The 21,049-nt window shown below is 65.0% G+C and carries 18 protein-coding genes; 6 read left to right on the plus strand and 12 right to left on the minus strand.

Annotated features, from left to right (window positions below):
* Positions 1-7: 7 nt before the first annotated feature.
* Positions 8-2,335: an N-6 DNA methylase gene (locus DXT74_RS00255; protein WP_194427070.1), complete on the minus strand. Its 2,328-nt coding sequence runs from the start codon at positions 2,333-2,335 to the stop codon at positions 8-10.
* Positions 2,336-2,514: 179 nt separating this feature from the next.
* Here DXT74_RS00255 and DXT74_RS00260 point away from each other — a divergent pair, with 179 nt between their 5' ends.
* Both DXT74_RS00260 and DXT74_RS00265 read left to right on the plus strand, forming a co-directional pair.
* Complete coding sequence (locus DXT74_RS00260) at positions 2,515-4,161, plus strand: methyl-accepting chemotaxis protein (RefSeq protein WP_194427071.1); 1,647 nt, start codon at positions 2,515-2,517, stop codon at positions 4,159-4,161.
* Positions 4,162-4,587: 426 nt separating this feature from the next.
* A complete protein-coding gene (locus DXT74_RS00265; protein WP_196783803.1) occupies positions 4,588-6,225 on the plus strand; it encodes an APC family permease in 1,638 nt (545 codons plus the stop codon).
* An 18-nt stretch (positions 6,226-6,243) separates the two neighbouring features.
* On the opposite strand, the gene cynR is transcribed toward DXT74_RS00265, so the two are convergent.
* On the minus strand, positions 6,244-7,170 hold the full coding sequence (gene cynR, locus DXT74_RS00270; protein WP_081555078.1) for a transcriptional regulator CynR: 927 nt from the start codon (positions 7,168-7,170) through the stop codon (positions 6,244-6,246).
* 109 nt (positions 7,171-7,279) lie between these two features.
* Between cynR and DXT74_RS00275 the strand changes: the two genes are divergently transcribed.
* Both DXT74_RS00275 and cynS read left to right on the plus strand, forming a co-directional pair.
* Entirely contained in the window at positions 7,280-7,915 is a 636-nt protein-coding gene (locus tag DXT74_RS00275) for a carbonic anhydrase (protein WP_194427072.1), read from the plus strand.
* Positions 7,916-7,956: 41 nt separating this feature from the next.
* Positions 7,957-8,427: a cyanase gene (cynS, locus tag DXT74_RS00280; RefSeq protein ID WP_043636276.1), complete on the plus strand. Its 471-nt coding sequence runs from the start codon at positions 7,957-7,959 to the stop codon at positions 8,425-8,427.
* A gap of 126 nt (positions 8,428-8,553) precedes the next feature.
* Here cynS and tpx read toward each other — a convergent pair whose 3' ends face one another.
* The 9 genes from tpx to DXT74_RS00325 all read right to left on the minus strand — a co-directional run bounded on the left by tpx (position 8,554) and on the right by DXT74_RS00325 (position 18,309).
* Positions 8,554-9,051 (minus strand): thiol peroxidase, encoded by a 498-nt coding sequence (tpx, locus tag DXT74_RS00285; RefSeq protein ID WP_194427073.1) that lies wholly within the window; start codon positions 9,049-9,051, stop codon positions 8,554-8,556.
* Positions 9,052-9,148: 97 nt separating this feature from the next.
* The gene (locus DXT74_RS00290) at positions 9,149-9,976 is read right to left on the minus strand and encodes an ABC transporter permease (protein ID WP_081555076.1); all 828 of its coding nucleotides are present in this window, start codon (positions 9,974-9,976) and stop codon (positions 9,149-9,151) included.
* 52 nt (positions 9,977-10,028) lie between these two features.
* Positions 10,029-11,288 carry an ABC transporter permease gene (locus DXT74_RS00295; RefSeq protein WP_194427074.1) on the minus strand — a complete coding sequence of 420 codons (1,260 nt, stop codon included), beginning with the start codon at positions 11,286-11,288 and terminating at the stop codon, positions 10,029-10,031.
* Positions 11,289-11,349: 61 nt separating this feature from the next.
* Positions 11,350-12,384: an ABC transporter substrate-binding protein gene (locus DXT74_RS00300; RefSeq protein ID WP_196783804.1), complete on the minus strand. Its 1,035-nt coding sequence runs from the start codon at positions 12,382-12,384 to the stop codon at positions 11,350-11,352.
* Positions 12,385-12,449: 65 nt separating this feature from the next.
* The gene (locus tag DXT74_RS00305) at positions 12,450-13,478 is read right to left on the minus strand and encodes an ABC transporter substrate-binding protein (protein ID WP_194427076.1); all 1,029 of its coding nucleotides are present in this window, start codon (positions 13,476-13,478) and stop codon (positions 12,450-12,452) included.
* A gap of 233 nt (positions 13,479-13,711) precedes the next feature.
* A complete protein-coding gene (locus tag DXT74_RS00310) occupies positions 13,712-14,014 on the minus strand; it encodes a hypothetical protein (protein ID WP_114153117.1) in 303 nt (100 codons plus the stop codon).
* Positions 14,015-14,045: 31 nt separating this feature from the next.
* On the minus strand, positions 14,046-15,149 hold the full coding sequence (locus DXT74_RS00315) for an ABC transporter ATP-binding protein (protein WP_043636300.1): 1,104 nt from the start codon (positions 15,147-15,149) through the stop codon (positions 14,046-14,048).
* Between the two features lie 146 nt (positions 15,150-15,295).
* Positions 15,296-15,925, minus strand: a complete 630-nt coding sequence (locus DXT74_RS00320; protein ID WP_043636303.1) for a response regulator transcription factor — start codon at positions 15,923-15,925, stop codon at positions 15,296-15,298.
* On the minus strand, positions 15,922-18,309 hold the full coding sequence (locus DXT74_RS00325; RefSeq protein WP_196783805.1) for a transporter substrate-binding domain-containing protein: 2,388 nt from the start codon (positions 18,307-18,309) through the stop codon (positions 15,922-15,924). Before DXT74_RS00325 ends, DXT74_RS00320 begins: the two co-directional genes overlap by 4 nt.
* A 30-nt stretch (positions 18,310-18,339) precedes the next feature.
* Between DXT74_RS00325 and DXT74_RS00330 the strand changes: the two genes are divergently transcribed.
* Together DXT74_RS00330 and DXT74_RS00335 are read left to right on the plus strand one after the other, a co-directional pair.
* The gene (locus DXT74_RS00330) at positions 18,340-18,564 is read left to right on the plus strand and encodes a hypothetical protein (RefSeq protein ID WP_194427077.1); all 225 of its coding nucleotides are present in this window, start codon (positions 18,340-18,342) and stop codon (positions 18,562-18,564) included.
* 68 nt (positions 18,565-18,632) lie between these two features.
* Positions 18,633-19,181 carry a cupin domain-containing protein gene (locus DXT74_RS00335; protein WP_043636315.1) on the plus strand — a complete coding sequence of 183 codons (549 nt, stop codon included), beginning with the start codon at positions 18,633-18,635 and terminating at the stop codon, positions 19,179-19,181.
* 150 nt (positions 19,182-19,331) lie between these two features.
* On the opposite strand, the gene DXT74_RS00340 is transcribed toward DXT74_RS00335, so the two are convergent.
* Positions 19,332-20,768 (minus strand): sodium:solute symporter family protein, encoded by a 1,437-nt coding sequence (locus tag DXT74_RS00340; protein WP_043594085.1) that lies wholly within the window; start codon positions 20,766-20,768, stop codon positions 19,332-19,334.
* Between the last annotated feature and the right edge of the window lie 281 nt (positions 20,769-21,049).

Raw genomic sequence — 21,049 nt, forward strand, 5'->3', positions numbered from 1 at the left:
AGGGCCTTCAGTCTTCAGACGGGAAGCGCGCCAACAGCGCGTCGCGTCGCGCCTGCCATTGCAGCAGACGCTGCTGCAGGGCAAGCAAGGCTTCGTCCTGGCGCGCCCATTCCTCCACCAGCTTGCGTTGCTCGCTCAACGGCGGCACGGGCAGCGGGATTTCCGCCAGCGCCTCGAAACCGAACTCGGCCCCCTCCACCGCCGCGCCCAGCCGCTCCAGACAAAAGCGCCATCCTTCCGACTGCCGGTAGCACTCCAGGAAAGCCGGCGAGATCCGGGCTTCGTCCAGCGCGAAGGCCCTCTGGTCCGCCGCGGCCAGCGCCGGGGCGTCGTCGGCGTTGCGCGCCAGCGCGCCCTTATACAAACGCGCCGGATCGAAGGCGAAAGCGTTGGGCGGCAGCGCCGTGCCCAAGCCCTCTCCGGCCCGACGCCAGCCGCCGTCCTCGGTGACAGCCAATAGTTCGCCCTCGGCGGCGGCCTCCAGCGGCGCGGCCAGTTCGCCCAATTTGCACACTTCCCAATTGCCGGGAATCACGCCCAACGGACTGGGTTTGAACGATTGATGCGGGCTCCACTTGCCCATGCGTCGGGTGCCGTAGCCACGGTTGAGCAAGGCCTGGATGCCGCTAGGACGCAGCTTGCGCTTGGCGGCGTACTGGCAAGACAGCAACTCCAGCTTTTCGTCCGTCAAGGCCAGGCACCCCTCAAGCTCGCCCTCCTCCACCCGCCAGCCCTGCTCTTCCGTGAAGAAGGCCGCCAGCCGCGCGTCCAGCGCCTGTTCCTGCTCTTGCAAGGCGGCCAGCTCAGTGGCCAAGGCCTCGGGGTCCACAACCTCGGCCGCCTCATCCTGGGCGAAGTAGCGCTGTACGTTCAGATTGCCCCGGTGGCCTTGCTTGATCTCGCGCAGCCCCACCAGGCGCAGATAGTCCGGCTCCTCCGTCTCCTGCTCCACCGCGGCGCGGTAGGCGCGCAGAATATGCTCGATGTCCTCTTGCCGCAGCGTGTTCTGCACCCGGCCACGGCCGAACTCCTTGCTGGCGTCTACGATGATCACCTTATTGCGCAGGCCCGCCGGTTTATTCTTGTTCAACACCACCACGCAGGTGGGCATGCCGGAGCCGTAGAACAAGGCCGGCGGCAAGGCGATCACCCCCTCGATGCGGTCGCCGGACTGGCCTTGGCTGCCAAACAGCAGGCCGTTGCGGATACGGCCCTCGTCGCCGTCGCGGAACAGCACGTCGTGCGGCATCACCAGCGCGGCGCGGCCATCCTCTTTCAAGGTGGCCAATACGTGCTGAACGAAGGCGTAATCGCCAAAGCTGCGCGGCGGAATGCCATAGCCAAAGCGCTTATGCTCGTCCGTCAGCTTCTTGTAATTGGGCTCGGCCGGACGCTTGCGGCGACGCTTCTTGCCGTCGGCGGGCGGCGGCTCCACCGCCTCGTCCTCCAGCGGCGTCCACCAGTTTTTCACCGTGAACGGCAGTTGCGCGACGATACGGTCGAAGCGAGGCAGCCAGCCTTCCGGGGTCAGGTGCTTGGGCGCCACCAGGGTATCCCCCAATTCCAGGCTCATCTCCACACCGTGGAAATAAGCGCATAGCTTGGCCATCGCCCAGGTGGCCGGCAGTTTTTCCTGGCCGAACAACTCCAGCGCAACCCGGCCGTCCGGCAAGCGGCCACCGGGCCGCGCGCTCATCATGCGCCAAGCGTCGAGCAAGGTGCCGGCCGCGCCGCAGCTGGGGTCGTACAGGCTCAGGCCCGGCTGAAGCTCGGCCAAACGCAGCAGCAACTGACTGACCGGCGCCGGCGTGGAAAAGGCGCCGCCGCGCTTGCCGGACTCCGCCGCGTAGCGGCGCACCAGCCCTTCGCAGACCTCGCCCAGGCGGGACGGGTCCTCCAGATCGGCGTCGCCCAGCTTCAGCGCGCCGATATGGTTCATCAAGGGGTGCAGCACCTCGTCGCTCAAGCGCTTGTGGCCCTGATATTGCGCAACGCTGAGCACCCCGGCCAGCGCCGGATGATGCTCCTCGATGGCGGCCACCGCTTTGTCCAACGCCTCGCCTATGCCTTTCTTGCGCTCTTGCAGGCCGGGCCAGCGCGCGTGCTGCGGGTAGACGCCGTATTGTTCCTGCACCACGCCGTCGGCGCGCTTGCGGCTCATGCCCTCGGCCGCCATTCGCGCCTGAACCCGCTCCACGAACACATCGTGCAGGCGCTTGAGCACAAACAGGCCGAACACGTGGTTCTTGTAGTCGTACAGGTCCACTTGCTCGCGCAGCAGTTCCGTGGACGCCCACAGCTCGTGTTCCAACTGGTCCGGGGATAGCAAAGTCATAAGCCAACAATCAAGTTAAATGACAAATCCGGCTATTTTAGCCGCAACGCCTTGCAGCGTCGGCAAAGAATGGTCGCGGCAATAGGGTTCTCAACAGGACAATTGATCCCCATGTCATTCTACCGTCATCCAGCGCGCCTAGACTGCGGCTCTCTCGCATCGCAACGCACGACATCATCATGACTTTGGCCAAACGCCTGTGGCTGACCATCTTCTTTACCCTCGCCAGCCTGGCGCTGACCCTCATCCTCACCGGACAGCAGCTGAGCGGCCTGACCCGCGCGGTGGACCGCCACAGCGCGCGTCAGCAATTGAGCGCCAGCCTCTACCAGCTCAAGGCCGGCGTGTTGCAGCTGTCGCGGCTGGACCCTCTGCTGCCGGATAGCCCGGCTCGGCTGAGGGACACCAGCCTGGCCGTGGCCCGCCTGACCGGCGACATCGCCGCCGGCCTGCCCGCCAGTGAAGCCGCTCCCTTTCGTCAGGCCGTGAGCCGGCTATGGCAGGACTACGAGCGCAACCTGAGCAGCGCGCTGGCCATCGCCGAGACCGCGCCGCAGGATGCGCTGTCCATTCCGGAGCAAGCCTGGCAGCAAAGCTTGCAGCCGCTGACGGCCTTGCTGGACCGCCAACAGGCGCAGGAACAAGGACGGCTGGCCCAGGAAACAGCGCAACTGCAAGATACCTTGCAAAGCCTGGCCTGGCTGACGCTTGGCCCGTTGGCGCTGGCTAGCCTGGTGGTGGCGGCGATGCAGCTAGCGCTGGCGCGACGGCTGAAGCGGCAGTTGCAGGCAATGGCCGCTTCAGCCGACGCGCTGGGAGAAGGCAACCTGGCGATGCGGCTGCCGGCCCAGGGCCGCGACGAACTGGCCGCCACCGCCGGCCGCCTGAATCAGTTCCTGAACAAACTGAGCGACTTGCTGCGTCGGGTGGAAGCCGACGCCCGCCGCAGCGGCGGGGACTGCCAGCGCCTGCAATTGCTGACTTTGCAAGTGGCCGATGCCAGCCGCCAGCAAAGCGCCAAGGCCAAGCTGAGCAACGAGGCGGCCCACGCGGTGGCCGACAGCGCCCAAACCGTGGCAGGCCATCTGCAACAGGCGGACGCCCACACCCGGCAAGCGGCGGACGATACCGGCCGCGCGCGCGAACTGGGCCGGCTCAACGCCGAAGCGATGCGGGCGCTTGTCGACAATATGGGATGCGCGCAAATGGAAATGCGTCAGCTTCAACTCAGCCTGGACGACATCGCCGGCGTCAGCGGGCTGATCCGCGACGTGGCCGAGCAAACCAATCTGCTGGCGCTCAATGCCGCCATCGAGGCCGCGCGCGCCGGCGAAAGCGGCCGCGGCTTCGCCGTGGTGGCCGACGAAGTGCGCAAACTGTCGGAACGCACTCGCGCCGCCACCGGCAGCATCTTCGACGCGCTGGGCCGCGTGGAGGGCGCCACCGGCTCGCTGCACGCCGCGCTGGAGCAAGCCGGCCACGCCTGCGCCGACAAGCTGGACTCGCAACAGGCGCTGGATCAGGCGCTGCTGCAAGTGGACACGGGGCTGGAGCGCTTGAATCGCTTGATGGCCGACATCCGCGAGCACAGCGCCGCCCAGGCTCGCGCCGGCGGCGATATTCGCCAACACGGTCACGAGGTGGCTCACCTCGCCGCCGCCATCGACCAGCACATGCAGCAAGCCGCGCCGGTGATGCAGCACCTGGCCGCCGCGGCGCAGGATCTGAATCAGACCCTGAGCTGGTTCCGCATCGACGCGCCGGACGCCGAGCCAGCGCCTTCCGCTGCGGCAACCGATTGGCGGCTGCTGCAACAACCAGCTTAGCCGCCTCGCCGGCGTCAATTAGGCAGAAAATTGCCGCCGGATCACGCCTAGAGCATTTATTCCATTTAAACCCTTGCCATTCGCCTAAACGCGCAATAGATCACCCATTTCCTCGCCACTTTCAATCTTTTGTCATGTTTGAAATAAGCTAGCGAGTACATTTCGTTACATACCGTAATGAAAAGCAAAGGTAGATTAGCCCCCTCTTATAAAAGAGCACACTAGACCGGGTCCACCCGGCATCCGGGACAAGCTCGCCGGCGCCCTCCGCGCCGGCGCATCCAGCACGCCGTCATTCTCCATGCCATGCCCTCCGCCCCGGACGGCCGGGCGAGCGCGTCGTGGCCGGAACTTGTCCCCATCGCTTGCCCGCCGCGTCCGGGACTGACTCTACCGGGCCGTCGGGTTTTCAGACAGGAGATACCTTTGACACAGCAACACTCCCGCCATATCGGCCCCATCGCCCTGATGCTGACCGGCCTGGGCTCCATCATCGGCTCCGGCTGGCTGTTCGGCGCCGCGCACGCCGCCCAGATCGCCGGCCCCGCCGCCATCGTCGCCTGGATAGTCGGCATGGTGATCATTCTCTCCATCGCCCTCAGCTACGCGGAACTGGGCGCCATGTTCCCGGAAAGCGGCGGCATGGTGCGCTACGCCCGCTACTCCCATGGTTCCCTGCTAGGCTTCATCGCCGGCTGGGCCAACTGGATCGCCATTGTCTCGGTGATCCCTATCGAGGCCGAGGCCTCGGTGCAATACATGAGCTCCTGGCCTTACGCCTGGGCCCAACATCTGTTTTCCAACGGCGAGTTGACCCCGCCCGGCTTGATGCTTTCCGCTCTGCTGGTCATCGTCTACTTCATGCTCAACTACTGGGGCGTGCGTCTGTTCGCCAAGGCCAACAGCGCCATCACCATCTTCAAAGTGATCGTGCCGGCGCTGACCGTGGGCGCACTGATCTACAGCGGCTTCCATCCCGGCAATCTGGGCGGCGACACCCCTGGCGGCTTTGCCCCGTTTGGCTGGGCCAGCGTCATGACGGCGGTGGCCACCAGCGGCATCGTGTTCAGCTTCAACGGCTTCCAAAGCCCGATCAACCTGGCCGGCGAAGCCCGCAATCCGGGCAAGAGCGTGCCCTTCGGCGTGGTGGGTTCCATCCTGCTGGCCGCGGTGATTTACGTGGCACTGCAAGTGGCCTTCATCGGCGCGCTGTCGCCGGCGGACCTGGCCCACGGCTGGCAAGGACTGAACTTCAGCTCCCCCTTCGCCCAACTGGCGATGGCGCTGGGCCTGAACTGGCTGATGCTGCTGCTGTACTTCGACGCCTTCGTCAGCCCCAGCGGCACCGGCGCCACCTATATGGCCACCACCTCGCGCATGATTTACGGCATGCAGCGCAACGGCACCATGCCGGAGATCTTCGGCCGCATTCATCCGCTGTACCAGATCCCGCGCCCGGCGATGTGGTTCAACCTGGCCATCTCCTTCGTGTTCCTGTTCTTCTTCCGCGGCTGGGGCACGCTGGCGGCGGTGATCTCGGTGGCTACCGTGATTTCCTACCTGACCGGCCCGATCAGCGTGGCTTCTCTGCGCCGCTGCGCTTCCGACCTGCCGCGCCCGCTGCGTCTGGCCGGCCTGAGCGTGATCGCGCCCTTCGCCTTCGTCTGCGCGTCCCTGGTGCTGTACTGGGCGCGCTGGCCGCTGACCGGCGAGATCATCTTCCTGATCGTGGCCGCCTTGCCGGTGTACTTCTGGTATCAAGCCCGCGCCGGCTGGCCGGAGTTTGGCCGCGAACTGAAAGGCGCGCTGTGGATGGTGCTCTACCTGCCGACGATGGCGCTGCTGTCCTACATCGGCAGCCAGGACTTCGGCGGCATCGGCCTGTTGCCCTACGGCCCCGACATGGCGGTGGTGGCGATGGTATCTCTGGCCTTTTACTACTGGGGCGTCAACAGCGGCTGGCGCACGCGTTATCTGGACGCCGAGCATGACGCCCACGCGGTGGCCAATATGGAAGCCGCCGAGAGCGCTCCGCGCGGCAAGCTGGCGGGCCAGCAAGCCTAAACCCCTCTAGGGAGCCGCTCAGCCGGCTCCCGCCGCGGGCGGCCTCGCGCCGCCCTCGGCTTCCAACTCCTCTCCCAAAGCATCCAGCACCGGCAGAAACGCCCGCAAAGCGGCGCTGCGGTACGCGGCCTTGCGCGTCAGAACCGCCGCCGTGCGCGCCGGCAACGGCGTTTGCAATCCCACTGCCCCCAGCTCCGGATGCCGCCGCGTGATCGCCCGCGGCAGGATGGTGGCGCAATCGCTGTGGCGGACGATTTCCATCACCGCGCCGATGCTGTTGGCCTGCGCCGCGATCCGCGGCTTCAGGCCCAATTCCCGGAAATAGCGATCGATATGGCCGCGGGTGGCGAAATCCGCGCTCAACAGCGCCCAGGGCGTCTGCGCCAAAGCCTCGGCGTCCACCGCTTCCGCCTGTCGTCGCCATGGGTGGCCGTCGCCCACCACCACGGCCAGGGTTTCGCTGAACAGCGGCCGCGCGTCTATCTCCGCCGAACGCGCCTGATCGAACGCGATACCCGCGTCGATCTCGTCCTCCAGCAAAGCCAGCTCGATGGCATCCAGCGTCGCCTCGCGCACGCATAGTTCAATGCCGGGGTAGAGGCTGCGCAGCCGCGCCGCCAACGGCCCCAGCAGGTAGCTGGCAAAAGTCGGCGTCATCGCCAGCCGCAAGCTGCCGCGCGACAAATCGCCGACATCCCGGGTGGCTCGTCGCGCCGCCTCCAGCTCGCGCAACGCGCGCCGCGCGTATTCCAAATAAGCGGCGCCGGCGTCGGTTGGCCGCACCGTCCGCCCGCCGCGGTCCAACAACTGCGCGCCCACCGTCTCTTCCAATTGCTTGATCTGCTGCGACAGCGTGGGCTGCGAGACATGCAGCGCTTCGGCTGCCCGGGTGAAGTTGCCGTGCTCGACGACGGCCTGCAGGTAACGGATATGTCGAAGAATCATGCGCCCAAACTATAGGAAATAATTATGGAAACCATTTTATATCGGTCTTGGACCCTATAGAAAAAAAGCCTCATCCTTGGCGCATCCCTTCCCCGCCAAGGAGCAAGCCATGCAAGCCCTCATCGACGGCTTTCTGAAATTCCAACAGGAAGCCTATCCCCAACGTTCGGCGCTGTTCCGCCAGCTGGCGGACAGCCAGGCCCCCGGCGCGCTGTTCATCACCTGCTCGGACAGCCGCGTGGTGCCGGAACTGCTGACGCAACAAGAACCCGGCGAACTGTTCGTGATCCGCAACGCCGGCAACATCGTTCCCTGCTACGGGCCGGAACCGGGCGGCGTCACCGCCTCGGTGGAATACGCGGTGGCCGCGCTGGGCGTCGCCGACATCGTGGTCTGCGGCCACTCCGACTGCGGCGCGATGACGGCGATCGCCAACGGTCATTGCCTGGACCATCTGCCAGCGGTGGCCGGCTGGCTGCGCCACGCCGACTCCGCCAAAGTGGTGAACGCGGCGCGCCGGCACGACGACGCCCGCCAGCGGCTGGACTACATGGTGAAAGAAAACGTCATCGCCCAACTGGCCAACCTTAAAACCCATCCTTCGGTGGCGCTGGCGACGCGCCAGGGCCGGCTGACCCTGCACGGCTGGGTCTACAACATCGAAACCGGCGCCGTCCTGGCCCTGGACCATGCCAGCCAGCGCTTCGTTTCCCTGGCGGATTTTCCGCTCACCCACGCCGCCTGAAAGCGGCGCGTCTCCCGCAAACCCAAAGAAAGGACCATCCCATGCAACACTCCAATATCCATCAGGACCTCCGTGTAGAACTGACTGCACGCGCCCTCGCCGCCAAGGCCTTGAAAGACCTGAGCTGGGAGCAAGTGGCCGCCGACACCGGCCTCAGCCTGGCCTATGTCACCGCCGCCGTGCTGGGCCAGCATGCGCTGCCCAAGCCCGCCGCGGAGCTGGTCTGCCAACGGCTGGGCCTGAACGCGGCCGACGCCTTGCAGCTGCAAACCATTCCCTTGCGCGGCAGCATTCCCGGCGGCATTCCCACCGATCCCACCATTTACCGCTTCTATGAAATGATCCAGATCTACGGCACCACGCTGAAGGCGCTGGTGCACGAGAAATTTGGCGACGGCATCATCAGCGCCATCAACTTCAAGCTGGACATCCGCAAAGTGGAAGACCCGGACGGCGGCGAGCGTGCGGTGATTACTCTGGATGGCAAGTTCCTGCCCAATAAACCCTACTAAGAACCTGATCAAAGTCTGCTGCGCTTCGTGAAGCATTGCACGAGGACATGGATACTGACCCCCATGGCTGGGCGCAAAAAAACCCGCCGACGCGATGTCGGCGGGTTTTGTCTGCGGCGGCGCAGCTTACAGCACGGCCAGCGCGGCGTCGTAGTTCGGCTCTTCGCCGATCTCGGCCACTAGCTCGCTGTGCAACACCTTATTGTCCTTGTCCAGCACCACCACCGCGCGGGCGGTCAGGCCGGCCAGCGGGCCGGAAGCCAGCTTGACGCCGTAGTCGGCGGCAAACTGCGGGTTGCGGAAAGTGGACAGGGTGACCACATTTTCGATGCCTTCTGCGCCGCAGAAGCGCTTCTGAGCGAACGGCAGGTCGGCGGAAACACACAGCACCACGGTGTCGGCCAGCTTGGCGGCGCGCTCGTTGAACTTACGCACCGACATCGCGCAGGTGGGGGTGTCCACGCTGGGGAAAATGTTCAGCACCTTGTTCTTGCCGGCGTAGTTGTCCAGTTTGACTTCGGCCAGCTCGGCGGAGGTCAGGGTCAGCGCCGGGGCTTGCTGGCCCTTGGCCGGCAGCGCGCCGGCCACTTCAACGGGATTGCCGCGCAAAGTAACGGTAGCCATGTGGGAATTCCTTATTTGGGTTCAGGGTGAGTGACTCCGCTAGTGTGCGGCACACTGGCCGAATTTCAACCCCTCCAAAAGTAGGGCCAAGCCCCCGTTAGCCCGCCGGCCGGCTGCGCAGCCGCTCGGAACGGCCGCGCAGCCACTCCAGCGTCAGCAGCATCAGCACTGAAAAGCCGATCAAGAGCGTGGCCGCAGCGGCGATGGCGGGGCTGAGGTTTTCGCGGATGCCGCCAAACATCGCCCGCGGCAGTGTCGCCTGCCCCGGCCCGGCGACAAACAACGTCACCACCACCTCGTCGAAGGAGGTGCCGAAGGCGAACAGCGCGCCTGAAATCACACCCGGCGCAATCAGCGGCAAAGTCACCTTGAAGAAGACCCGCAGCGGCGACGCGCCCAGGCTTGCGGCGGCGCGCACCAGATTGCGGTTAAAGCCCTGCAGCGTGGCGCTGACGGTGATCACCACGAAGGGCACGCCCAGCGCCGCGTGCAGCAGCACCAGCGTCAGATAGCTGTTGTCCATGCCCAAGGGCGCGAAAAACAAATAGCCGGCCACACCGACGATCACCACCGGCACCACCATGGGCGAGATCAATACCGCCATCAGCAGGCCCTTGCCGGGAAACTCGGCGCGGGTCAGCCCGATGGCGGCCAGCGTGCCCAGGGTCATCGCCAGCACGGTGGCCAACGGCGCGACGATCAGACTGTTCTGCAAGGCCCGCATCCATTCCGCCGAGGAGAAGAACTCCTGATACCAGCGCAGGGAGAACCCGTTGAGCGGATAAACCAGAAAAGCGCTGCCGTTGAAGGACAAGGGGATGATCACCAGCACCGGCAGCACTAGGAACAGCAGCGTCAGGCCGCCCAGCAAGCGGTGCAGGTAAAACCACAGCCGCTCTTCCGGCAAAGTGTGATGGCTTGGCATGGGTTTAGCTCTCCACGATTTGGGTTTGATTCAAGCAATGCCAGGAAGCGGTTTAGCCCAGCCGCAACCGCTCGCTGCCCACCAGCCGGTGGTAGACCGCGTACAGCAACAAGGTGGCCGCCAGCAACAGGCCGCCCAGCGCGGTGGCCATGCCCCAGTTGATGGTGGTGTTGGTGTAGAAGGCTACGAAATAGCTGACCATCTGGTCGTTGGGGCTGCCCAGCAAGGCCGGGGTGATGTAGTAGCCGATGGACAGGATGAACACCAGCAGGCAGCCGGCGCCCACGCCGGCCACGGTCTGCGGCGCGTACACCCGCCAGAAGCTGGCGAAGGGATGGCAGCCCAGCGAGACCGCTGCGCGCAGATAGCTGGGAGAGATGCCCTTCATCACGCTGTAAATTGGCAGAATCATGAAGGGCAGCAGTATATGCACCATGGCGATGTAAACGCCGACGCGGTTGAACACCAGCTGCAGCGGCTGTTCGATCAGGCCCAGGCTCAACAAGGCGGCGTTGATCAGGCCACCGGACTGCAGCAGCACGATCCAGGCGGCCACCCGCACCAGCACCGAGGTCCAGAACGGCAGCAGCACCATGATCATCAGCAGATTGCTGCGGCGGGTGGGCAGGCTGGCCAGCAGATAGGCCAAGGGATAGGCCAGCAACAGGCACAGCGAGGTCACCACCAGGCTCATCCAGAAGGTGCGGGCGAACACGCTCAGATAGATGCCCTGGTCCGGCATCGCGCGGCTGATTTCGCCCAGATCGTCGATGCGGTGGTCCAGCGCCGCCAGCAGATAGTAAGGGGTGTAGACGGACTGGTTGCGGCGTATCGCCAGCCAATAGGCCGGATCGCCCCAGCGCTCGTCCAGCTCGGTCAACGCCTGCTTGAACGAAGACGGCGCCGGCTCCAGCGGCAAGGCGCGCGCGGTTTTGCCCAACAGGCTGCGATAGCCGGGCACCTCCATGTTCAGCCGCTTGCCCAAGTCGCCCAGCGTCTGTTGTTCGCTGGCCAGCCGCACATCGTCGACGAGCGCGCGGTAGGCCGTTTCCGGCGGCAGCGACTTGCCGTCCCAAGCCGCCAGCGCCCGTACCGCCCGCGGCAGCGTGCCCGCCACTTCCGGATTGTCGACGCTGCGCAGCAGCAGCGCGCCGATGGGCACGATGAAGGTCAGCAGCAGGAACAACAGCAGCGGCGCCACCAATGCCAGCGACTTGAGCTTGCCCAGCCGCTCCGCCCGAGCCAACCGCGCCTTCAGGGGCAGCGGGGCCGGCGCGGACGCGCGGGAATGAGATACCGAGGAAGCGGTCATGGCTTGGACTCCGTCAAAACGGCCGCCGGAAGGCGGCCTCCGCTAAATTAAGGACGAGCGCTTATTTAGCCGCCCAGGCGTTGAAACGCTGTTCCAGGCTCTCGGCGTGATCGGCCCAGAACTCTAGATTGATCTTCAGCGCGTCCTTGATGTTTTGCGGCGCGGTGGGCAGATCCGGCAGCTCGCTCTTGTCCAGCAGCGGAATCGCCCGCTTGTTGCTGGGACCGTAGGCGATGTTCTGCGAATACACCTTCTGGTTTTCCGGCTTGCTGGCGAAGGCGATGAACTGATAGGCCTGATCGCGCTTGGGCGTGCCCTTGGGGATCGACCAGTAGTCGAAGTCGTAGAGATTGCCGTTCCACACCACTTTCAGATTCTTGCCTTCCTTGCGCGCCACCGCGATGCGGCCGTTGAAGGCGGAGCTCATCACCACATCGCCTGAGGCCAGGTATTGCGGCGGCTGGGCGCCGGCCTCCCACCACTGGATATGGGGTTTGAGCTGATCCAGTTTCTTGAAGGCGCGGTCCACGCCGGCCTGCGTGCCCAGCGCCGGATAAACATCCTTGGCCGCCACGCCATCGGCCAGCAGCGCGATTTCCAAGGTTCCCTTGGCCCCCTTGCGCAGGCCGCGTTTGCCCGGGAATTTCTTCACATCCCAAAAGTCCTTCCAGCCGGCCGGCGCGGTCTTCAGTTTGTCGGCGTTGTAGGCCAGCGCGGTGGACCAGACGAAGATGCCGATGCCGCAGGGCTGAACCGCGCCGGGCACGAAGTCCGCCTTATTGCCGATACGCGCGTAGTCCAGCCGTTCCAGCAGCCCCTCGTCGCAGCCGCGCACCAGTTCCGGCGACTCCACCTCCAGAACGTCCCAAGACACGCTCTTGGTGTCCACCATCGCCTTGAGCTTGGCCATTTCGCCGTTGTACTCGCCGCTGACCAGCTTGAGCCTGGCGCTCTTCTGGAACGGCGCGTAATAGGCCTTGGCCTGGGCGTCCTTATTGGCGCCTCCGTAGGAAATCACCGTCAAATCCTTGGCCGAGGCCGTGCCGGCCAAAGCCAGCGCGGCGCCCAGCAGGATGAATCCTTGTTTGACTGCCATCCTCATTCTCCTTGTTGACTGCATCATGACGCCGGTCCGGCCGGCGCGGCTTTCAATACGGGCGCTCAGCGCAGGGCCCAGGCGTTGAAACGCTGCTCCAGGCTTTCACCGTGATCGGCCCAGAACTCCAGATCCACCTTCACAGCGTTTTTCATGTTCTGCGGCGCGGTGGGCAGTTCGAGCTGCCGTCCCGGCGCCAGCAACGTCATCGCCTTGCGGTTGATCGGCCCATAGGCCATCTGTCGTGAATACGCCGCCTGGGTCTCCGGCCGGCTGGCGAAAGCGATGAAACGCCTTGCCGCAACGCCCTCTTGCGCCCCCTTGGGAACGGCCCAGTAGACAAAGTCATACAGGCTGCCGTCCCACACGATCTTCAAATTCCGGCCCTCTTGCTGGGCCGAGGCAATACGCCCGTTGTAGGCCGAACTCATCACCACATCGCCGGAGGCCAAGTATTGCGGCGCTTGAGCGCCGGCTTCCCACCACTGGATATGGGGTTTGAGCTGCGCCAGCTTCTTGAAGGCGCGCTCCACGCCAGCCGGCGTGGCTAGTATTCGGTAGATATCCTTGGCGGCGACCCCGTCGGCCAACAGCGCGATTTCCAAGGTGTATTTGGCGCCCCTGCGCATGCCGCGCTTGCCGGGATAACGCTTTACATCCCAGAAATCGGCCCAGCCGCGCGGCGCGGTCTTGAGCTTGTCCGCGTTGTAGGCCAGCACATTGGACCAGACGAAGATGCCGATGCCGCATGGCTGCAGCGCGCCATCGACCACCTCTGCGCGCCCGCCGGCCAGCGCCGGGTCCAGCCTTTCGAACAAACCTTCGTCACAGCCCCTTGCCAGCTCCGGCGCCTCAACCTCCAACACGTCCCAGGACACGCGCCGGGCCTCCACCATCGCCTTGACCTTGGCCATTTCGCCGTTGTATTCGCCAGCCAGCACCCTGGTGCCGGTAGCGCGCTGGAAAGGCTGGTAATAGGCCTGGACCTGGGCGGCCTGGTTGGCGCCGCCAAACGACACAACGGTCAGCGCCTGCGCCTGACAGGCCGCCAGCACGACGCAATAGGGGAATAAGAATTTGCGGTGGAGCCTCATGAACCGTACCTCCTTATATTTCAAGCCCGCCGGTTCCCGGCTTGAACCCGTCTTAGAGCGCGTTTACGAGCTGGCGAGCGAAAGCGAGACAAGGCGAAAATGACTGAGAAAGCGGAATGTGCGCTTGGTACATCAGCATTTCGAAGCCACGCTCACCGTGGGCGTCTCGCGAAGCGCAGCAGCGCTTAAACAGGTTCACAGCCAATCGACAACTCACGACAGAACCGAGGCCGTCAAAGCTTGTAGCCGGGATCGAGCCGGTCCAGCAGACGCAGCAGCGCCGCCGGCTCGACTTCAACCACATCCCACGACACGCTGCGGCTATCCACCATGGCCTTGATCTTCGCCATCTCGCCGTTGTATTCCGCCCCGATCACCTTGATGCCGGTCGCCCGCTGGAACGGGCCGTAATACGCCTTGTCCTGAGCGGACTTCCCCGCTCCGCCAAACGAGATCACGGTCAGCTCGGCAGCCATGGCTTCGCCCACAAGAGCCCACCCCAAGGCCATGGCCGCCAGCTTGATGCTTGTAGACATTCCCAGATCCTCCCTTGCAAAACACGCCTTGCTATTCGTGAGCCAGCGGATCAAGCGCGCGTACATGCTCCACCTGCCAGCCCAGCGACACTACATCGCCGACGGCGAGCGTGGCGTCCAGGTCGGCGATGGCTTGTTTGACGAAGAAATTGGGCTTGCCGCACACCTCCATGCGCACGCGCACGTGGTCGCCCAGATAGATGAATTCGGCCACCCTCCCGGAGAACCGGTTGTCGCAATGCTCGCTGTGGCCGTTGAGCAGAACGCGCTCGGGGCGAATGGATAGCGACACCCTGCTGCCGGCTTCGCCCACCTTCACCGCCAGCGCCGCCACGCGCTCTCCGCGCTCCAGCTCCACCAGGCAGCGCTCGCCGTCCTGGCTCAGCAAAGTGCCTTGCAGCCGGTTGTTCTCGCCGATGAAGTTGGCGACGAAGGCGTTGCCCGGCCGCTCATAGAGCTGGGCCGGCGCGTCGACCTGCTGGATTTCGCCCTGATGGAACACCGCCACCCGGTCCGACATGGTCAGGGCCTCGCCCTGGTCATGGGTGACGTAGACCACGGTCACGCCCAACCGCTGGTGCAGATGCTTGATCTCCATCTGCATGTGTTCGCGCAATTGCTTGTCCAGCGCGCCCAGCGGTTCGTCCATCAGCACTAGTTGCGGCTCAAACACCAAGGCCCGCGCCAGCGCCACCCGCTGCTGCTGGCCGCCCGACATCTGGCCCGGATAGCGGCCGGCAAAGGCGTCCAGCTGCACCATGGCCAACGCCCGCTTCACCTTGTCCTGAATGTCCGCCTTGGACACGCCGCGCACCGACAGCGGGAAGGCCAGGTTTTCCGCCACCGTCATGTGGGGAAACAAGGCGTAGTTCTGGAACACCATGCCGATGTTGCGCTTGTGCGGCGGCACGCGGTTGATGGAACGGCCGGCCAGCTGAATCTCGCCGCCGGTAGGGGTTTCGAAACCAGCCAGCATCATCAGGCTGGTGGTCTTGCCGGAGCCGGACGGCCCCAGCAGGGTGAGGAATTCGCCTTGGCGGATATCCAGATTCAGGTTTTTGACGATGAGGTTCTCGCCGTCATAGCTTTTCTGGATGTCGAGGAAGCGGACCAGCACATCGTTGGCTGCGGACATGGCGGCGGCACCTGGAAGTGAATGCGTACGCCAACCATGCTAGGGAGAGCGGCGCGCGCCCGCCATCAGCGGGCGGCGGATTTTGCCGTCGGGATAAACGGCGCTCGCTATAGGGAAATCCTTAGTGCGCCGCAGCAGGCCAAGCGTTAAAACAACTGGTGCTCGATCGCGTAACGCACCAGATCCGCCAGCGATTGCGCGCGCAGCTTCTGCATCAGTCTGACCTTGTGGGTGCTGACGGTCTTGGCGCTGATGGCCAGCAACTGCGCCACCTCGTTGACATTGGCGCCCTGCGCCAGGCGCTGAAACACCTGAAACTCGCGCTCGGACAGCTGAGCATGCGGCGGCCGCTCGTCGCTGAGGTTGACTTCGAACACCAGCCGGTCCGCCAGCTGCGGGTCGATGTAGCGGCCGCCGCCGGCCACTTTGCGGATCGCGGTCAGCAGCAGCGCCGGGTCGCTGTCCTTGGTGGCGTAGCCGGCGGCGCCGGCCTTGAGCGCGCGCGCCGCCATCTGCACCTCGTCGTGCATGGACAGCACCAGGATGGCCGGCGGCTGCGCCAGCGCCCGCAAGCGCGGGATCACGTCCAGCCCGCTCAGGCCCGGCATCGAAATATCCAGCAGCAACACATCGCAGACGGCGGCGCGCAAGGCGTCGAACACCGCGCCGCCGTTGGCGGCTTCGCCGACGACTTGCAAATCGTCGGCCAGGCCGATCAACTGCTTGATGCCTTCGCGCACGATGGTGTGGTCTTCCGCCACAATCACTCGAATCATGTCTCCTCCTCTCCTTCATCCGGCCGCAAAGGCAGCCGGGCCGTCAAACTGCAGCCCTGCCCCGGCGCGCTGGCGATCTCCAGCTCCCCTCCGAACATCAGCAGGCGCTCGCGCATGCCCACCAGGCCGTAGGAACTACTCGCCTCCCCCGGCCGCCGCTCAAAGCCTTTGCCGTCGTCGACAATGCTCAGCGTCAATTCCCCCGGTTGCGCCTGTAAATGCAGCGTCACCGTATGAGCCTCGGCGTGGCGCATCACATTGGTCAGCGCCTCCTGCAATACCCTAAACAGGCCCACCGCCTTGGCGTCGTCCAGCCGCAACGGCGTTTCCGGCACCAGCACCAGGCAGGGTATGCCGCTGCGGGCTTCAAAACGGCGCGCCTGCCATTCCACGGCCGAGGCCAGGCCCGCGTCCAGAATGGGCGGACGCAGCGCGGTGGCCACGTCGCGGACCAGGGCGAAAGTCTGGGCGATCAGCTTCTTGATGCTGGCCAGCCGCTCCGCCGCCGCGCCCTCCGGCCGCCCCAGGCTGAGTTCCAGCATCGAGGTTTCCAGCTTGAGCACGGTCAGCACCTGGCCCAGTTCGTCGTGCACCTCGCGCGCGATATGCGCTTTCTCCTCCTCGCGCACCGTTTCGAGGTGAGCGGCCAAGTCTCTCAACATGGCGCGCGACGCGCTCAGTTCCAGTTCATTGCGCTTGCCGGCGCTGATATCCCACAGGATGCCGTCCCACACCATGCCCGCCGCGCCGTGGCGGCGGGCGCGGGCGCGCAGATCAGCCCAGCGCTCAACGCCGTCGCGGGTCAGAATCCGGCCTTGCCAGCTCCAGTCGCTCTGCTCTCGCCAGGCCGCCCGCCAACTCTCGCGCAGGCCGGCGGCGTCTTCCGGATGCGCCAAGGCCAGCAAGCCCTCCGGCCGCGCCAGCAAGTCCGCGGCCGGGTAGCCGGTCAGTGCCAGGCTGGCCTCGCTGACAAAGGCCAGCCGCGGATCTTCCGCCGCGTCGCCGCTCTCCAGCCGGAACACCAGGCCCGGCACATTTTCAGCGATGCCCTTGAAGCGCGCCTCGCTTTCCCGCAAGGCGGCGCGCGCCTGCCGCTTCTCGGTGACATCATGCATAAAGGCCACCAGATAGTCGGCGCCGCCGAAGCGCAGAAAACTGAGCGAGACATCCACCGGCAAGCTGCCGCCGTCGGCGCGCAGACAATCGATTTCGAACTGCAACAGATCCCGGCTGCGCGCCCGGCTCCACAAATCCAGCCAGCCGTCCATGTCCAAGCCCGGCTGAAAACGCGACAGAGGCTGCCCCACCGCCTGCGCCTCTTCGCACGCCAGCATCGCCAGCGCGGCCTGATTGGCGTAACGCAGCCGGCTGTCCCAGTTCAGCCACAGAATGCCCACCGTGCTGTGATCCACCGAAAACTGCGTCAGCCGCAAGGCCTCGGCGCTGGCCTCCCGCTGCGCCAGCGCCTGGCGCGCAGCCGCCAGCGCCTGCCGCATCTGCCGCTGTTGCCTGCCCCGCCACAATAATGCGCCCGCCAAAGCCAGAATGAGCACGCCCAAAACCTGACTCAGCCACCGCCAAAACGGCAGACTGTCGCCCAAGGGCGTCGGCTCGGCCTGCACCCAGCGTGTGTAAAGATGACCGCGCTGCGACGCCGGCAACGCGCTCAATGCCCGGTCCAGCAACGTAGCCAATTGCGGCCAATCCTGTCGCGACGCCACCCGCAGCAGCCGGGTGGCGCCGCTGTCGCCCACCGCGCGCAAGGGCGAGAACTCGGGCTCCCGCAGCAGCTGGTTCAGTTGCGCCTCGTCCACCACCGCGTAATCCGCCCGCTGCTGCAGCACTTGCTGCAACGCGGAACGGTCCGAGCCGGCCGGCCAACGCCGCAACGCCGGATAGTTGGCGGCCAGGAAGGCCGCCGCCGCGCCCGGCTCAACCACCGCCACCCTTACGTTGCCCGGCAATTGCTCCAGCTCCAGCGCCGCCGCCGGTTCGCCCCGCCCAACCAGTTTGTAGGGTATGCGCAGGAAGGGGCCGGAAAACAGCCAGTAACGCAAGCCTGCCGGCGTTTGCTCCAGGCCGGGCGCGATATCCACGCTACCCGCCCGCGCCGCCGCGCTCAATTGCGTCTTGTTCGGATAGGCCGTCCAGGCCAGCTTGAGGCCCAACTCGGCAGCCAGCCGATTCATCAGCTCCACGTGCGCGCCGCTAATCGCTTGCCGGCGCGGGTCCAGCACCGCGTAGGGCGCTTGCGGCACCACCCCCACCCGCAACACAGGATGCCGGCTCAGCCAGTCCCGCTCCGCCGCCGACAGGCTCAGCGCCCAACTGGGCGACGCCAGCCACAGCGCCGCCAACCCCGCTATCCACAATAAGGCTTTCAATGCGTCCCTCCGGCGCGCCGGAGGGCGCGCATGACTCCATACTGTGACAGCGCGGCGGCACTGTCTAAAAAATCAAACGCAAAGCGGGAGAGCTTGTGGCAAGAGGCGCAGGCGACGGGCCTGGCGGACGGGCTGCAGGGAGAGAGAAAGGCCGATGGACGCAGCAAAATGGGGCTTGGCTTGGAAAATGCGCCGCGGCGGGCCAGAAAGCGCGAATTGCGCTGCATGGCCGGCGGCGACATCAGTATACTGTGACGCTATTCGAAAAATTGTCGAAAATACTAAGCAGAGGCCGACAAGGGCACGCCACCGAGGTTACAGGCATGGATATTGGATTACGCGTCAAACAAGTGCGTGAGCACTTCGCGCTGTCGCAGCGCGAGCTGGCGAAACGGGCCGGCATGGCCAACGCCACCATCTCGCTGATAGAACAAAACCGGGTCAGCCCGTCCATCAGCTCGCTATTGAAGCTGATCCAGGGCTTTCCGATGACGCTGACCGAGTTCCTGACCTTTGGCGAACCGCCGCCCAGCGATCCCTACACCTTCCGCCGCGACCAACAGCCGGATTTGGGCCGCGACGGCCTGAAGCTGCTGATCATCGGCGCCTCCAACCCCAACCGCCAGATGCGCATGCTGCGCGAGCTGTATTCGCCGGGCGCGGACACCGGCAAAGAGATGATCACTCATCCGGAGGGCGAGGAGTGCGGTGTGGTGGTGCGCGGCACGGTGGAACTGACCGTGGACGGCCACATCAGCATCCTCTCCGCCGGCGACGGCTATTACTTTCCCAGCACCCTGCCGCACAAATTCCGCAATGTCGGGCCGGACGAGGCGGAGATCATCAGCGCCAACACCCCTGCCAACTTCTGAGAACCTGTTCACGATCTGCTGCGCGTTGGCGATACGGCGTTGAAAATCGCTTCGAAATGCTCATGTACCCCTCGTACACTCAGCTTTTTCGCTCGTTTTCGCCTTGTCTCGCCCTGGCTCGCGACACTTTGAACAGGCTCTAAGGTCAGGTCAGAAGCGCCCCACTGCAGCCAACGCCCCGCGCCCCAAGCGCTGCGGCAGCAGGCTGCCGGCCACCATGCCGACAATGCTGAAGCCCAGGCCCGCCAGTTGCGGCGGCCAGAACGGGTCCGCCGGGCCGAACCAATCCAGCGCCAGCCAGCTGCCCAAGCCCAGCGCGATGGCCAGCAAGGCGCCCTGCGGCGTCGAACGCTTCCAAAACAAGCCGGCGAACAACGGCGCCACCGCCGACACCAGCGTCACCTTGTAGGCATTGCCCACCATCTCGTAGATGGTGGCGTCGGACAACAGCGCGAACACCGTGGTGACAATGGCCAGGCCCACCACGGTCAGCCGCATCGCCAACAGGAACTGCCGGTCCGACATCACCGGGATGAAACGGCTGAGCACGTTCTCGGTGAAGGTCACCGACGGCGCCAGCAAAGTGCCGGACGCGGTGGACATGATGGCGGACAACAGCGCGCCGAAGAACATCACCTGCGCGAACAGCGGCGTGCGCTCCAGGATCAGGCTGGGCAGAATCATCTGCGCGTCCTGCTGCATCCAGCGGCTGACCATGGTTGGATCGATCAGAGTGGCGGCAAAGCCGATAAAAATGGGCAGCATGCAGAAAGTCAGGTACAGGCCGCCGCCAACCATGGACGCGCGCGCCGCGACGTTCTCGTTCTTGGCCGACATCACCCGCTGGAAAATATCCTGCTGCGGAATCGAACCCAGCATCATGGTCAGCAAGGCGCCGACAAAGCCGACAACATCCTTGGGCGACAGGCTGGGAATCATGGTGAACTTGTCCTGCGCCGCCGCGTGCTGCAGCACCTTGACCGGGCCGCCGGCCATGTCGCCAATCAACCAGGTCAGATACAGCAAGCCAGCGACAATCACCGTCATCTGGAAGAAATCGGTCAAGGCCACCGACCACATGCCGCCAAACAGCGTGTACACCAGCACGATGCCGGCGCCCAGCAGCATGCCGGCGTTGGCACTGATCGCGCCTTGGGACAGCACGTTGAACACCACGCCCAGCGCGGTCAACTGCGCCGCCACCCACCCCAGGTAGGAGGCGATGATGCACAGCGACACAAACAGCTCCACATTGCGGCCGAAGCGCTGTTTGTAGAAGTCGCCTATGGTCAGCAGATTGAGCCGGTACAACGGCCGCGCGAACAGCAGCCCCACCAGCACCAGGCACATCGACGAGCCGAACGGGTCTTCGACGATGCCGGCGAAGCCCTTGTCGATAAAGGTGGCCGGAATGCCCAGCACCGCTTCTGAACCGAACCAGGTGGCGAACACCATGGCGGTGACGATGGGAAACGGCAGGCTGCGGCCGGCCACGGCGAAATCGCGGGCATTGCGCACGCGGGTGGCGGCATACAGGCCGATGCCCACGGACAACAACAAATAAACAACGACGAAGCCAATCAGCATGGGAATGATGTTCCTCTTCAGGCGGCGCGCGCACGCGCCCAAACGGCGGCCCAAAAGCAAGAGGCCGGCGGGGGCACCTGACACCCCGCCAGCCTCTCTCAATTCCTGAAAACCTTGATATCTTGCCTTTGCCATCAAGGGTTTGGGGGGCGATGATAACGCAGCTTTTTCTCGCTGTGTACCCATCGCCGGGCAGTTTTTTCACACCCGCCCCAATTTGCCCGAATGTCATTGCCGGCGCGTTGCCGCCGGTCCGTCTTTTCCGCTTGCCCCCGTCGTCG

This window comes from Chromobacterium sp. Rain0013, from assembly GCF_015291765.1.
Taxonomy (GTDB): domain Bacteria; phylum Pseudomonadota; class Gammaproteobacteria; order Burkholderiales; family Chromobacteriaceae; genus Chromobacterium; species Chromobacterium haemolyticum.